We start from the raw sequence: 14249 nt of genomic DNA, 5'->3' as shown, positions 1-14249 counted from the left end.
CGGGAAGCTTCGCGTCCTTTCAAGAGCCGAACGCAGAGCGTCCGTTGAGGCATTCCCACGCAGAGCGTGGGAACGAGCATGGAGTCGCTTACGAATATCTCAAGGCATGCGCCGGTTCGATCTTCGCCGCCCGCCACGCCGGATACACCGTTGCCAGGAAGCTCAGGATGAAACCCGCCGAGCAGATCAACAGCACATCTCCACCCTGCAGTTCCGAGGGCAGGTTGCTGACGAAATATACGTCCGAACTGAAGATATGCTGCCCGGTCACGCGCTCGACCCAGCCGACCAGCTCACTGACATTGAGCGCCGCAATCACGCCCAGCACGCCGCCAATGATGGTGCCGACAATACCGATCACCGTGCCCTGCACCATGAAGATCGCCATGATCTGCCGTGGTGTGGCGCCGATCGTGCGCAGGATCGCGATGTCCGCGCCCTTGTCGTTCACCACCATGATCAGCGTCGCAATGATGTTGAATGCCGCCACCGCGACGATCATCAGCAACAGCAGGCCGATCATGGTTTTTTCCATCTTCATCGCGCTGAACAGGCTGCCCTGGGTGTGAGTCCAGTCGTCAGCCTTGAAGTCGGCGCCGAGGCCACCGGCAATGTCCGCAGACACCTTCGGCGCGGCGTACAGATCCTTGACCGCCAGACGCACGCTCTGCACCTGATTCGGCTGCCAGTGCTGCATGGTCGCGGCGTCGGCGACGTGAATCAGGCCCATCGAGCCGTCCAGCTCGGCGCCGACCTTGAACACGCCAACCACATTCAGGCGCTGCATGCGCGGGGTGATACCGCCCGGCGCGGTGCTGACTTCCGGGACGATCAGAGTGATCTTGTCGCCGACATTGAGGCGGAAACGCCGCGCGGTGATTTCACCGATCACCACACCGAATTCGCCCGGCTTCAAGGCATCGAGGCGACCCTGGACGATGTGCTGGGCAACGATCGACACCTTGCCTTCCTGGGCCGGATCAACGCCGCTGATCTGAATCGGCTGCATCGAACCCTTGTAGGACAGCATGCCTTCCATCTCGGTGAACGGCACGGCGGCAGTCACTTCGGGATTTTTCATCGCAGCGGCAGCGACTGGCTGCCAGTCATCGATCGGCTTGACGCCAACGATGGTCGCATGGGGCACCATGCCAAGGATGCGCGAGCTCATTTCGCGCTGAAAGCCGTTCATCACCGACAGCACTACGATCATCGCCAGCACGCCGAGGGCGAGGCCGATCATCGAGGTCATCGAAATGAACGAAACAAAGCGATTGCGGCGCTTGGCGCGGGTATAGCGCGTGCCGATAAAGATCGATAACGGTCTGAACATTCGCTGGGGCACCGTGTAGAAATAAAAGACCCGGCACCGTTACGGGCGCCGGGTTTCAGCCAGTCAGATGGGGGTCAGGCAACCTTCCTGCAACTGCAGGACGCGGTCCATCTGGCGAGCCAGGTTCATGTCGTGCGTCACCACCAGGAACGCCGTGCGCATCGAAGTGCTCAGCTCCAGCATCAGATCCTGAATGCCTTCGGCGGTATGCAGGTCAAGGTTGCCGGTTGGCTCATCGAGCATCACCAGCCCCGGGTTGTTCACCAGTGCACGGGCAATGGCCACGCGCTGACGTTCGCCGCCGGAGAGTTCCGCCGGTTTGTGTTCCAGACGATGGCCGAGACCGACGCGCTCCAGCAATGCCGTGGCACGCTGACGCGCCTCCGGGATGGCGGTCTTGCCGATCAACAGCGGCATGCAGACGTTTTCCAGCGCGGTGAATTCCGGCAGCAAATGGTGAAACTGATAAACGAAACCAAGCGCGCGATTGCGCAGCAGGCCACGCTTTTTCTCGCTCAACGCAGACAGTTCTTCACCGTCGAGCCAGACGCTGCCCTTGCTTGGCGTATCGAGGCCGCCGAGCAGGTTGAGCAAGGTACTTTTGCCGGAACCGGATTTACCCACGATCGCCACACGCTCGCCCGGGTGCAACTCCAGTTGCAGGCCGGCCAGCACTTGTACCGACTCAGGACCCTCCTCGTAGGATTTGCCCAGGTTACGGCAGCTCAGAATTGCTTGTTCACTCATGCCCGACTCACTCATAACGTAACGCCTCCGCCGGCTGGGTGCGCGCGGCACGCCAGGCGGGATACAGGGTGGCGAGGAAACTCAGGACCAACGCAGCGGCGCAGACCATGACGACGTCCTGGCTCTGTACCTGCGAAGGAAGATAATCAATGAAATACACGTCAGCATTAAGGAACTTGTGGCCGATCAGCCCTTCAAGCGCCGAAATGGCCGCACTGACATTCAGCGCCGCGAGGATCCCGACCACCGCGCCGATCGCCGTGCCGACCACGCCGATTACCGTGCCCTGAACCATGAACGTGCGCATGATCGTGCCCGGTGTCGCGCCGAGGGTACGCAGAATGGCGATGTCGCCCTTCTTGTCGTTCACCACCATCACCAGCGTGGAAATGATGTTGAACGCGGCGACGGCGACGATCAGCAGCAACAGCAGCCCGATCATGGCTTTTTCCATGCGGATCGCCTGATACAGGTTGCCGTGGGTGCGGGTCCAGTCGCGGGCGTAGTAACGATCTTCGCCGAGCTGCTGGGCGATGTTCCACGCCTCACGCGGTGCCTGGAACAGGTCGTCGAACTTCAGCCGCAGGCCCTGCACCTGATCGGCTTTCCAGCGGTGCATTTTCGCCAGATCCTGCAGATTGGTCACGCCGAGGTAGCCGTCGAGCTCACCGGCGCCGACATGGAAAATCCCGACCACGGTGAAGCGCTTCATGCGCGGGAACATCCCGGCCGGGGTCACGCTGACCTCAGGTGCAACGAAAGTGACCTTGTCGCCGATGCCAACGCCAAGCTTGGTCGCGGCCTTGTCGCCGATGACGATGCCGAAGCTGCCCGGTGTCAGGTCGTCGAGTTTGCCCTGCTTCATGAAGTTGTCGATGATCGACACATTGCGCTCGAGCGCAGGATCAATGGCATTGAGCAACACCTTGGAAACCTGACCGTTATTGGTCAGCAGGCCCTGCATCTGGGTGAACGGCGCCACCGCCGTCACCTGCCGGTTCTGCTTGACCTTGTCGGCCAGGCTCTGCCAGTCATTGATCGGCTCGCCGGTCTCGAGAGTGGCGTGGGGCACCATGCCCAGCACGCGGGTGCGCATCTCATGGTCGAAGCCGTTCATCACCGACAGCACAACGATCATCACGACCACGCCAAGGGCGAGCCCGATCATCGAAGTCAGGGAAATGAATGACACAAAATGATTGCGACGCTTTGCACGGGTATAACGCGTGCCGATAAATACGAAGAGAGGTCTGAACATGTCGGGGCTTGTTCGGAGGGAAAAGGAACGTCCTTGTGGCGGGGGTCGAAAACCAGCTTTACACTCAGACCACCGCCGCTACCATGGGTTCGCCATGTCGACATTAGATGAAGAAGATCGCCGCGAATACTACCGTATCGAGGACACGATCGCACTGGAAATTCGGCCCCTGTCCGCTCCCGAAGCCGCAGGCCAGGAAGTGTTGCAGGATGCTTCCCCACTCTTCAACTTGCTCAGCGAACTGCACCTGAGCGAATTCGAGTCGCAGCACCTGCTGCGACAGATCAGCGAGCGCGACCGCGCCATCGCTGCCTTCCTCAAATCGCAGAACAAACGCATCGACCTGCTCAGCCAGGTGATCGCCCTGACCGTGCTCGGCCACATCGGCGAGCCGCAGCCGGTGATCATCTCCGAGGGCGGGATCGACTTTCAGTACCCGACCCCGATTGCCACCGGCGCACACCTGTCGGTGAAACTGGTACTGATGCCGCAGGCGCTTGGCCTGCTGCTGCGTGCCCGGGTCACCCATTGCGATCCCAAGGGCGATGGCTATGACGTCGGCACCGAGTTCGAGCGCCCGACCGATGCCCAACGCCAATTGCTCGCGCGCTACATCTTGCAGAAGCAGGCTCAGGAACGCCGTCTGGCCCGCGAACAGAACGAATCTGGCATTTAACTTAAGGAAGCACCGTGACCCTCATCTACGGCCACCGCGGCGCCAAGGGCGAAGCACCGGAAAACACCCTGAGCAGCTTTCAGGAGTGCCTCAAGCACGGCGTGCGCCGCTGCGAACTGGATCTGCACCTGTCCAAGGACGGCGAGCTGATGGTCATCCATGACCCGACGCTCAAACGCACCACCGACCGTCGCGGCAAAGTCGTCGAGCACACCGCCGCCGAACTGGTGACCTACGACGCACGCAAGGGCGGCCCGGGCTGGATCCAGCCGTGCCCGATTCCGACGCTGGAAGAATTGTTCGAGCAATGTGATTTCGAGCACTGGCAACTGGAAGTCAAAAGCGCTTCACGCACCCGCGCGGCGACTACCGTGCTGGCGATTCGGGAAATGGCTCAACGGCATGGCATGCTCGACAAGGTGACGATCACCTCGAGCTCACGGGAAGTCTTGAAGGCAGCGCTGGACCTGGTACCGGACGTATCGCGCGGCCTGGTGGCCGAATACGCCTGGCTCGATCCGTTGAAGGTGGCGGCCAGCTACGGTTGCGAAATTCTCGCGTTGAACTGGACGCTGTGTACGCCGGAACGCCTGCAAAAGGCGCAGCGTCAGGGCCTGCATGTGTCGGTGTGGACCGTCAACGAGCCTGCACTGATGCGCAGACTCGCCGACTTCGGCGTTGACAGCCTGATTACAGACTTTCCCGGTTTGGCCACTGCCACCCTTGAGAATTGCTGAAATCGGTCTCCCCGGCCGGCTCAGGCCACCGGCCGGAGCCCGTCAAAAAGCCGGTTGAGGCCGTCGTACGCCGCTACCCGATAGGCTTCGGCCATGGTCGGGTAATTGAACGTGGTGTTGACGAAATACTTCAGGGTGTTCAGCTCGCCCGGCTGGTTCATGATCGCCTGACCGATGTGAACGATCTCCGACGCCTGATAACCGAAGCAATGCACGCCGAGCACTTCCAGCGTTTCGCGGTGGAAGAGGATCTTCAGCATGCCCTGCGGCTCACCGGCAATCTGCGCCCGCGCCATGCTCTTGAAGAAGGCCTTGCCGACTTCGTACGGCACTTTGGCCTGGGTCAGCTCCTGCTCGTTCTTGCCGATCGAGCTGATCTCCGGAATGGTGTAGATGCCGGTCGGCACGTCATTGACGAAGCGCCAGCTGCCATTGTCGACGATGCTGCCAGCGGCCGAACGACCCTGGTCGTGGGCGGCGCTGGCCAGGCTTGGCCAGCCGATCACGTCACCGGCGCCGTAGATGTTCTCCACGCAGGTGCGGTAGTTCTGGTCGACTTCGATCTGGCCACGGCTGTTGACCTTGACCCCGATGTTTTCCAGACCCAGCGTGTCGGTGTTGCCGGTACGGCCGTTGCACCAGAGCAAGGCGTCGGCCTTGATCTTCTTGCCGGATTTCAGGTGCAGGATCACGCCGTTGTCCACGCCTTCGACGCGGTCGTACTCTTCGTTGTGACGCACGGTGATGTTGTTGTTGCTGAAGTGGTAGCTGAGCGCCTGGGAAATTTCCGAGTCAAGGAAGCTCAGCAACTGGCCACGGTTGTCGACCAGTTCGACCAGCACACCCAGACCACTGAAGATCGATGCGTATTCGCATCCGATCACACCAGCGCCGTAAACGATCAGTTTGCGCGGGGTGTGACCGAGGCTGAGGATGGTGTCGCTATCGTAGATACGCGGGTGGTGGAAATCGATGTCCGCCGGGCGATACGGGCGCGAACCGGTGGCGATGATGATGTGCTTGGCCACCAGCTTCTCGACCACGCCGTTGCCGCAAACCACTTCGATGGTCTGCTCGTCGGCGAAGCTGCCGGTACCGAAGAACACGTCGACGCGGTTACGGGCGTAGTAGCCGGTGCGCGATGCGACTTGTTTGGAAATGACTTTTTCGGCGCTTTTCAACACGTCTGGGAAGGAGAACCAGCGTGGCTCGCCGATCGCGCGGAACATCGGGTTGGTGTTGAACTGCATGATCTGCCGCACCGAGTGACGCAGTGCCTTGGACGGGATGGTGCCTAGGTGGGTGCAGTTGCCGCCGACCTGACGACGGCTGTCGACCATCGCGACCTTGCGCCCCGCTTTGGCGGCGTTCATTGCCGCGCCTTCTCCCGCCGGGCCGGAACCCAGTACCACCACGTCGTAGTTGTAGACAGCCATGCGTACTCCTCAGAACAGGCCGCGGTGCCAGCAGCACCGGCGGCTAAATCACGCCGAACGGCGGCGCGAAGGAACAATTGGGGGCCAGTGAAGAACCCGGACACAGTCTATAGAAGCGTCAACGCCGCGCACATTAACCCTTGGTCGCGTCGTAGGCTACTTTTGCCTGCACTACAACGCCAGCTTTCGTCTTGTCTCCGGTCAGTTTTTTCACCGACAAGCTGCGTAAATGCCTGACTGCTGCGGGTGACGAAACCTGTATCGGCACGCAAGACAAAGAATGCAGCAATGTCATGTTTTTGGGCATAGTCCCGCGCCCTTTCCGGCCCGAGAATCAGCAACAGCGTCGATAGTCCATCGGCCATCAACGCTGAAGGATGAATCACCGTGACTGACGCCAGATCATGTAGGACCGGCCTTCCGCTGCGTGCATCGAAGGTGTGGGAATAACGCCGACCGTCCTGCAGAAAATAATGGCGGTAGTCACCGGAGGTGGACACGCCGTAGCCATCGACATCGATAATCCGCTCGGCCACTTGCTGGTCATCGCGAGGCTCTTCGAGAGCGATGCGCCACGCGGAACCATCCGGCTTCTTGCCCCGGGCTTTGAGTTCGCCCGTGGCTTCGACCAGGTAATTGTCGATGCCCATGCCCTGCAATCTGGCGGCGATGGTATCCACGGCGTAACCGGCGGCAATGCTGTTGAAGTCGACTTCGACGGCGGCGTCCTTGCACAACCGCTCGCCATCGATGCGCAGATGCTGATGGCCGACCCGCTGCATGACCTCGGCCACAGCGGCCGCATCAGGGATCTTTTCTTCGCGTCCTTGCGGGCCGAATCCCCAGAGGTCCAGCAGCGGTTCCACGGTCAGGTCGTAGGAGCCTTCGCTTTGGATTGAAAGCTGTTCGCCGATGCGGACCAATTCGAGCACCGCTGTCGGCATGGCTTGGCAGCTATCGGCGGGCAAGGCGTTGAAACGCTCGATGACGGAGTCACTGCGGTAAGTCGACAGCTGTTGATCGACTTCACCGAGGATGGCCTGCACTTTGCTGCGCACCTGCGCAGGATCGGCGACCCCGGCGTGGCGCACGTACTTGACCGACCAAGTGCTGCCCATGGTCGAGCCACCGACCTGTTCCAGGGAATCGCCGTTGCCGCAGCCGCCGATTGCCACCGCCAACACCACAAGCCCCAACCAGCGTCCAGTTAACAATTCTTCATCTCCCCGCAAAACCACGGCGGCCATTATGAACTACAAGCGCCCGCTCGCTTCCCCATGGCTGCAACGCCTTTATACAAAATTGAACAGTGAGTACCTCCCATGTCCTCCACCACGGGCAAAGGCAAAGCGATCTTTCGCGTTGTCAGCGGCAACTTCCTCGAAATGTTCGACTTCATGGTCTACGGCTTCTATGCCACGGCCATCGCCAAAACCTTCTTCCCCACCGACAGCGCGTTCGCTTCGCTGATGCTGTCGCTGGCGACCTTCGGCGCCGGCTTCCTGATGCGTCCGCTGGGGGCGATTTTCCTCGGTGCCTATATCGACCGTCACGGACGGCGCAAAGGGCTGATCATCACTTTGGCGATGATGGCCGCCGGTACAGTGCTGATTGCCTGCGTACCCGGCTACGCGACGCTCGGTGTCGCCGCGCCGCTGCTGGTGTTGTTCGGCCGTTTGCTGCAAGGCTTCTCGGCGGGCGTGGAACTGGGCGGCGTGTCGGTGTATCTGGCGGAAATTTCGACGCCGGGGCGTAAAGGCTTTTTCGTCAGTTGGCAGTCCGCCAGCCAACAGGCAGCCGTGGTGTTCGCCGGTCTGCTCGGCGTTGGCCTCAACCACTGGCTGAGCCCTGAACAGATGGGCGAATGGGGCTGGCGCGTACCGTTTCTGATTGGCTGCATGATCGTGCCGGTGATTTTTTTCATCCGTCGCTCGCTGGAAGAAACCCCGGAGTTCCAGGCGCGCACCCACCGCCCTACCCTCGGCGAAATCGTCCGCTCGATCGGGCAGAACTTCGGCATCGTCATTGCCGGCATGGCGCTGGTGGTGATGACCACGGTGTCGTTCTACCTGATCACCGCTTACACCCCCACGTTCGGCAAGGCCGAACTGCACCTGTCTGATCTCGATGCGCTGTTGGTGACGGTGTGCATCGGCTTGTCGAACTTCTTCTGGCTACCGGTGATGGGCGCGGTATCCGACAAGATCGGCCGAAAACCCTTACTGCTGGCGGCGACGATTCTGGCGATCCTCACGGCGTATCCGGCACTGTCGTGGCTGGTGGCGAATCCGAGCTTCAGCCATTTGCTGATTGTCGAATTGTGGCTGTCGTTCCTGTACGGCTCGTACAACGGCGCGATGGTGGTGGCGCTGACCGAGATCATGCCGGTGGAAGTGCGCACGACCGGGTTTTCCCTGGCCTACAGTTTGGCAACGGCGACGTTCGGCGGATTTACTCCGGCAGCGTGCACCTATCTGATTCATGTGCTGGACAACAAGGCAGCACCGGGCATCTGGCTCAGTGGCGCGGCGGTGTTGGGGTTGATTGCGACGTTGGTGTTGTTCCGTGGCAACCGGCATGAGTTGCGCACGGCGCAGGCCTCGGTAGCCAGCGGCGCCTGACAGAATGCTTTCGCGAGCAGGCTCGCTCCCACAGAAGATTGTGAACGACACTGATCCAGTGTGGGAGCGAGCCTGCTCGCGAAGAGGCCGGCAAGGACGCCGAAGATCCAACAGGCCCACAAACAAAAACGCCCCGACAAAATGCCGGGGCGTTTTCATTCAAGCCTGAAGCTTAGCGCGGGAACGCTGGCGGATTCACATCAGCCATGTCTTCCATCACACGAACCACCTGGCAGCTGTAGCCGAACTCGTTGTCGTACCAGACGTACAGAACGACACGGTTGTCCTGCACGATGGTCGCTTCAGCGTCGACTACACCGGCGTGACGCGAGCCAACGAAGTCAGTCGACACCACTTCCTGCGAATTGACGAAGTCGATCTGCTTGTGCAGCTCGGAGTGCAGCGCCATGTAGCGCAGGTACTCGTTCATCTCTTCGCGGGTGGCGGCTTTCTCAAGGTTGAGGTTGAGAATGGCCATCGACACGTTTGGCGTCGGAACACGAATCGCGTTGCCGGTCAGCTTGCCGGCCAGCTCAGGCAGAGCCTTGGCAGCAGCGGTGGCGGCGCCGGTCTCGGTGATCACCATGTTCAGCGCGGCGCTGCGGCCACGGCGATCGCCCTTGTGGAAGTTGTCGATCAGGTTCTGGTCGTTGGTGTACGAGTGAACGGTTTCGACGTGACCGTTGATGATGCCGAACTTGTCGTTGACCGCTTTGAGCACCGGCACGATAGCGTTGGTGGTGCAGGAAGCAGCCGAGACAATCTTGTCGTCAGCGGTGATTTCACCATGGTTGATGCCGTGAACGATGTTCTTCAGCTTGCCCTTGCCAGGCGCGGTCAGAACAACGCGATCGATACCCGGGCAGGCCAGGTGCTGACCCAGGCCATCGGCGTCACGCCATACACCGGTGTTGTCCACCAGCAGCGCGTCTTTGATGCCGTACTGGGTGTAATCCACCTCGGTCGGGTTCTTCGCGTAGATCACCTGGATCAGGTTACCGTTGGCGGTGATGGTGTTGTTTTCTTCGTCGATGGTAATGGTGCCGTTGAACGAACCGTGTACCGAATCGCGACGCAGCAGGCTGGCGCGTTTGGTCAGGTCGTTCTCGGCGCCTTTGCGCACGACGATGGCGCGCAGACGCAGGCCGTCGCCGCCACCGGTTTTCTCGATCAGGATGCGCGCCAGCAGACGGCCGATACGACCGAAGCCGTAAAGAACAACGTCGGTGCCTTTGCGGGCCGAAGCGTTCTGCTGGCCAACCACGTCAGCCATCTCTTCACGCACGAACTGCTCGGCGCTGCGGCCGTTGCCTTCATTGCGGAATTTGAACGCCAGCTTGCCCAGATCCACCGACGCCGCGCCGAGCTTGAGCTCGCTCATGGCCTTGAGCAGTGGGAATGTTTCGTGGACGGAGAGTTCGCTGTCGTCGGAAGAACGGTGGCGAGCAAAGCGGTGAGCTTTGAGAATCGCGATGACAGACTGGTTGATCAGGCTGCGGCCATAGATCGAGCTAACCACGTTGTTATTGCGGTAGAGCTGACCGATAAGCGGAATCATCGCTTCTGCGAGTGCTTCACGGTCGATCCATTCACCAAGACACTGGTCGGGCTTCTGAGTCACGGTAACCTTCCACATGTAGGGGCAGAAAAAGGGGCTACATTATGCCGCCGACAAGCCCTTTCAGCAATGCGCGCTTGTCGCGCAATCGGTAACAAAATCCCGTTCAAAAAATTTACGCCTTTCTCCAGCCCAGTAAAACCGGGGCTTTCAGCGCAGTCAATTTTTCGACGACTGTTAGACGATGTCTGTAACCCTCCGTAACACCACCCGGTTTCGGCACTACATAACCATGAAAAAAGTGCTCGTTTTTATGGTTACCACTACATTTCGTCCAAACCGTGAAGATAGACGCAGTCTGCAACTGACAGGCGGCACCGGAGGCCGCTACAATTACCGACTTTGTCGCAACGCCTGGAGCTCAACCTTCCGTGCCTGTTCTGCGTCTACCGTTACTCCCTGCCGAAGCAGGTAAACAGCACTGGGGCAATCTGCCCGGTGCCGCCCTCAGCCTGGCGATTGCCGAGGCTGCCAGCGCTGCCAAGCGCTTTACCCTGCTGCTGACCGCCGACAGCCAAAGCGCCGAACGGCTGGAACAGGAGCTGAGTTTCTTCGCCCCGGATTTGCCCGTACTGCATTTCCCCGACTGGGAAACCCTGCCCTACGACCTGTTCTCGCCGCACCAGGACATCATCTCCCAGCGCATCGCCAGCCTTTACCGCCTGCCGGAACTGGCCCACGGCGTGCTGGTAGTTCCGATCACCACCGCCCTGCATCGCTTGGCGCCGACCAAATTCCTGCTCGGCAGCAGCCTGGTGCTGGATATCGGCCAGAAGCTCGACGTCGAACAGATGCGCGCGCGGCTCGAAGCCAGCGGCTATCGCTATGTCGACACGGTGTACGAGCACGGCGAGTTCACCGTACGCGGCGCGCTGATCGACCTGTTCCCGATGGGCAGCAAACTGCCGTATCGCATCGACCTGTTCGACGACGAAATCGAAACCCTGCGCACCTTCGATCCGGAAACCCAGCGTTCAATCGACAAGGTCGAGTCGGTCAAGCTGCTGCCGGCCCGCGAATTCCCGTTGCAGAAAGACGCAGTCACCCGCTTCAAGGCGCGCTTTCGCGAGCGCTTCGACGTCGACTTCCGCCGCTGCCCGATCTTTCAGGACCTGAGCAGCGGTATCACCCCGGCCGGTATCGAGTACTACCTGCCGCTGTTCTTCGACGAAACTTCGACGCTGTTCGATTACTTACCTCAGGACACACAAGTGTTCTCGCTGCCGGGCATCGAGCAGGCGGCGGAAAACTTCTGGAACGACGTGCGCAATCGTTACGAAGAACGCCGCGTCGATCCATCGCGTCCTTTATTGCCACCGGCCGAATTGTTCCTGCCGGTGGAAGACTGCTTCGCGCGCCTGAAGAACTGGCCACGCGTCGTTGCCAGTCAACAGGACGTTGAAAGCGGTGTCGGCCGCGAACGCTTCCCGGCCCATGCGCTGCCGGATCTGGCCATCGAAGCCAAGGCCACGCAACCGCTGGCGGCGCTGGCCGGTTTCCTCGAAGAATTCCCCGGTCGCGTGCTGTTCACCGCTGAATCGGCGGGTCGTCGCGAAGTCCTGCTGGAACTGCTGGAACGCCTGAAGTTGCGGCCGAAAACCGTCGACAGCTGGCCTGACTTCGTCGCCAGCAAGGATCGTATGGCGATCACCATCGCCCCGCTCGACGAGGGTCTGCTGCTCGACGACCCGGCGCTGGCGCTGGTGGCGGAAAGTCCGCTGTTCGGCCAACGGGTCATGCAACGTCGTCGTCGCGAGAAGCGCAGCGACGTCAGCAACGATGCGGTGATCAAGAACCTCACCGAACTGCGCGAAGGCGCGCCGGTGGTGCATATCGACCACGGCGTCGGCCGCTACCTGGGCCTGACGATTCTGGAAATCGACAATCAGGCCGCCGAGTTCCTCACCCTCGAATACGCCGAGAACGCCAAGCTCTACGTGCCAGTGGCCAACCTGCACCTGATCGCGCGCTACACCGGCAGCGACGATTCGCTCGCGCCGCTGCACCGCCTCGGCTCGGAAACCTGGCAGAAAGCCAAGCGCAAGGCCGCCGAGCAGGTGCGTGACGTCGCCGCCGAATTGCTCGACATTTACGCCCGTCGTGCCGCCCGTGAAGGTTACGCCTTCGCCGACCCGAAGGCCGATTACGCCACCTTCAGCGCCGGTTTCCCGTTCGAAGAAACACCCGATCAGCAAGCGACCATCGAGGCCGTGCGCGAAGACATGCTCGCGCCGAAACCGATGGATCGCCTGGTCTGCGGCGACGTTGGCTTCGGCAAGACCGAAGTGGCCATGCGCGCGGCGTTCATTGCCGTGCACGGCGGTCGTCAGGTGGCGATTCTGGTGCCGACCACCCTGCTCGCCCAGCAGCACTACAACAGCTTCCGCGACCGCTTCGCCGACTGGCCGGTGACCGTCGAAGTGATGAGTCGCTTCAAATCGGCCAAGGAAGTCAACGCGGCGATCGCCGATCTGGCGGAAGGCAAGATCGACATCGTCATCGGCACGCACAAACTGCTGTCCGATGATGTGAAGATCAAAAACCTCGGGCTGGTGATCATCGACGAAGAGCACCGCTTTGGCGTGCGCCAGAAAGAACAGCTCAAGGCCCTGCGCAGCGAAGTCGACATCCTTACCCTGACCGCGACGCCGATTCCGCGCACGCTGAACATGGCGGTGTCGGGCATGCGCGATCTGTCGATCATCGCCACGCCGCCAGCGCGGCGCCTGTCGGTGCGCACTTTTGTAATGGAGCAGAACAAGAGCACGGTCAAAGAGGCCCTGCTGCGTGAACTGCTGCGTGGCGGTCAGGTTTATTACCTGCACAACGATGTGAAGACCATCGAGAAATGCGCCGCCGACCTCGCCGAACTGGTGCCAGAAGCGCGCATCGGTATCGGCCACGGGCAGATGCGCGAACGTGAACTCGAACAGGTGATGAGCGACTTCTACCACAAGCGCTTCAACGTGCTGATCGCCTCGACCATCATCGAGACCGGCATCGACGTGCCGAGCGCCAACACCATCATCATCGAGCGCGCCGACAAGTTCGGCCTGGCCCAGCTGCACCAGTTGCGTGGTCGTGTCGGTCGCAGTCACCACCAGGCTTACGCCTACCTGCTGACACCGCCACGCCAGCAAATCACTTCGGACGCGGAAAAACGTCTGGAAGCGATCGCCAATACCCAGGACCTCGGCGCCGGTTTCGTCCTGGCCACCAACGACCTGGAAATCCGTGGCGCCGGCGAACTGCTCGGCGACGGTCAGAGCGGGCAGATTCAGGCCGTTGGTTTCACCCTGTACATGGAAATGCTCGAGCGCGCGGTGAAGTCGATCCGCAAGGGCGAGCAGCCGAACCTCGATCAACCGCTTGGCGGCGGCCCGGAAGTCAATCTGCGGGTGCCGGCGCTGATTCCGGAAGATTACCTGCCGGATGTGCATGCGCGGCTGATTCTGTATAAACGCATCGCCTCGGCCACCGACGAGGAAGGCCTCAAGGACCTGCAGGTGGAGATGATCGACCGTTTCGGCCTGTTGCCGGAGCCGACCAAGAACCTGGTGCGGATCACCGCATTGAAACTGCAGGCGGAAAAGCTCGGCATCAAGAAAGTCGACGGCGGGCCGCAAGGCGGGCGCATCGAGTTCGAAGCGCAGACGCCGGTTGACCCGATGACCCTGATCAAGCTGATCCAGACGCAGCCCAAGCGCTACAAGTTCGAAGGCGCGACGATGTTTAAATTCCAGGTGCCGATGGAGCGCCCGGAAGAACGTTTCAATACTGTCGAGGCGCTGTTTGAGCGTCTCATCCCGAAATCCGCTTGAAG

10 protein-coding genes are annotated in these 14249 nt (G+C 60.8%); 4 read left to right on the top strand and 6 right to left on the bottom strand.

Annotated features, from left to right (window positions below; genetic code table 11):
* Window positions 1-88 precede the first annotated feature (88 nt).
* The 3 genes from ACZZ0K_RS06280 to ACZZ0K_RS06270 form a co-directional block, all read right to left on the bottom strand.
* On the bottom strand, window positions 89-1333 hold the full coding sequence (locus tag ACZZ0K_RS06280; protein ID WP_024013627.1) for a lipoprotein-releasing ABC transporter permease subunit: 1245 nt from the start codon (window positions 1331-1333) through the stop codon (window positions 89-91).
* Between the two features lie 63 nt (window positions 1334-1396).
* Window positions 1397-2095: a lipoprotein-releasing ABC transporter ATP-binding protein LolD gene (gene lolD, locus ACZZ0K_RS06275; RefSeq protein ID WP_024013628.1), complete on the bottom strand. Its 699-nt coding sequence runs from the start codon at window positions 2093-2095 to the stop codon at window positions 1397-1399.
* Window positions 2088-3338, bottom strand: coding sequence for a lipoprotein-releasing ABC transporter permease subunit (locus ACZZ0K_RS06270; RefSeq protein WP_024013629.1), 1251 nt, complete (start codon window positions 3336-3338; stop codon window positions 2088-2090). The genes lolD and ACZZ0K_RS06270 overlap by 8 nt, the downstream gene beginning before the upstream one ends.
* Window positions 3339-3432: 94 nt before the next feature.
* Between ACZZ0K_RS06270 and ACZZ0K_RS06265 the strand changes: the two genes are divergently transcribed.
* Window positions 3433-4014 (top strand): PilZ domain-containing protein, encoded by a 582-nt coding sequence (locus ACZZ0K_RS06265; RefSeq protein WP_016775478.1) that lies wholly within the window; start codon window positions 3433-3435, stop codon window positions 4012-4014.
* Window positions 4015-4028: 14 nt separating this feature from the next.
* Window positions 4029-4751 (top strand): glycerophosphodiester phosphodiesterase, encoded by a 723-nt coding sequence (locus ACZZ0K_RS06260; RefSeq protein WP_258706990.1) that lies wholly within the window; start codon window positions 4029-4031, stop codon window positions 4749-4751.
* Between the two features lie 20 nt (window positions 4752-4771).
* On the opposite strand, the gene sthA is transcribed toward ACZZ0K_RS06260, so the two are convergent.
* Together sthA and ACZZ0K_RS06250 are read right to left on the bottom strand one after the other, a co-directional pair.
* Window positions 4772-6187, bottom strand: coding sequence for a Si-specific NAD(P)(+) transhydrogenase (gene sthA / locus ACZZ0K_RS06255; RefSeq protein WP_463559018.1), 1416 nt, complete (start codon window positions 6185-6187; stop codon window positions 4772-4774).
* A gap of 107 nt (window positions 6188-6294) precedes the next feature.
* Entirely contained in the window at window positions 6295-7434 is a 1140-nt protein-coding gene (locus tag ACZZ0K_RS06250; protein ID WP_463559017.1) for an FAD:protein FMN transferase, read from the bottom strand.
* 75 nt (window positions 7435-7509) lie between these two features.
* On the opposite strand from ACZZ0K_RS06250, the gene tcuC reads away from it, so the two are divergent.
* Window positions 7510-8808, top strand: a complete 1299-nt coding sequence (tcuC, locus tag ACZZ0K_RS06245) for an MFS transporter (protein ID WP_041477332.1) — start codon at window positions 7510-7512, stop codon at window positions 8806-8808.
* A gap of 172 nt (window positions 8809-8980) precedes the next feature.
* On the opposite strand, the gene ACZZ0K_RS06240 is transcribed toward tcuC, so the two are convergent.
* Window positions 8981-10444 (bottom strand): glyceraldehyde-3-phosphate dehydrogenase, encoded by a 1464-nt coding sequence (locus ACZZ0K_RS06240; RefSeq protein WP_016775482.1) that lies wholly within the window; start codon window positions 10442-10444, stop codon window positions 8981-8983.
* A gap of 353 nt (window positions 10445-10797) precedes the next feature.
* On the opposite strand from ACZZ0K_RS06240, the gene mfd reads away from it, so the two are divergent.
* Window positions 10798-14247: a transcription-repair coupling factor gene (mfd, locus tag ACZZ0K_RS06235; protein ID WP_095182372.1), complete on the top strand. Its 3450-nt coding sequence runs from the start codon at window positions 10798-10800 to the stop codon at window positions 14245-14247.
* Window positions 14248-14249: the final 2 nt, after the last annotated feature.

It is taken from the genome of Pseudomonas sp. AC255, from assembly GCF_979258175.1.
Note: the sequence above shows the minus strand (reverse complement) of the source record. Positions and strands in the feature narration are given on the sequence as shown.

What these genes read in the sequence shown, in the direction of transcription:
- ACZZ0K_RS06280 (WP_024013627.1), bottom strand. Translation starts at nt 1,333, where the DNA reads ATGTTCAGACCGTTATCGATCTTTATCGGCACGCGCTATACCCGCGCC.
- lolD (WP_024013628.1), bottom strand. Translation starts at nt 2,095, where the DNA reads ATGAGTGAGTCGGGCATGAGTGAACAAGCAATTCTGAGCTGCCGTAAC.
- ACZZ0K_RS06270 (WP_024013629.1), bottom strand. Translation starts at nt 3,338, where the DNA reads ATGTTCAGACCTCTCTTCGTATTTATCGGCACGCGTTATACCCGTGCA.
- ACZZ0K_RS06265 (WP_016775478.1), top strand. Translation starts at nt 3,433, where the DNA reads ATGTCGACATTAGATGAAGAAGATCGCCGCGAATACTACCGTATCGAG.
- sthA (WP_463559018.1), bottom strand. Translation starts at nt 6,187, where the DNA reads ATGGCTGTCTACAACTACGACGTGGTGGTACTGGGTTCCGGCCCGGCG.
- ACZZ0K_RS06250 (WP_463559017.1), bottom strand. Translation starts at nt 7,434, where the DNA reads ATGGCCGCCGTGGTTTTGCGGGGAGATGAAGAATTGTTAACTGGACGC.
- tcuC (WP_041477332.1), top strand. Translation starts at nt 7,510, where the DNA reads ATGTCCTCCACCACGGGCAAAGGCAAAGCGATCTTTCGCGTTGTCAGC.
- ACZZ0K_RS06240 (WP_016775482.1), bottom strand. Translation starts at nt 10,444, where the DNA reads ATGTGGAAGGTTACCGTGACTCAGAAGCCCGACCAGTGTCTTGGTGAA.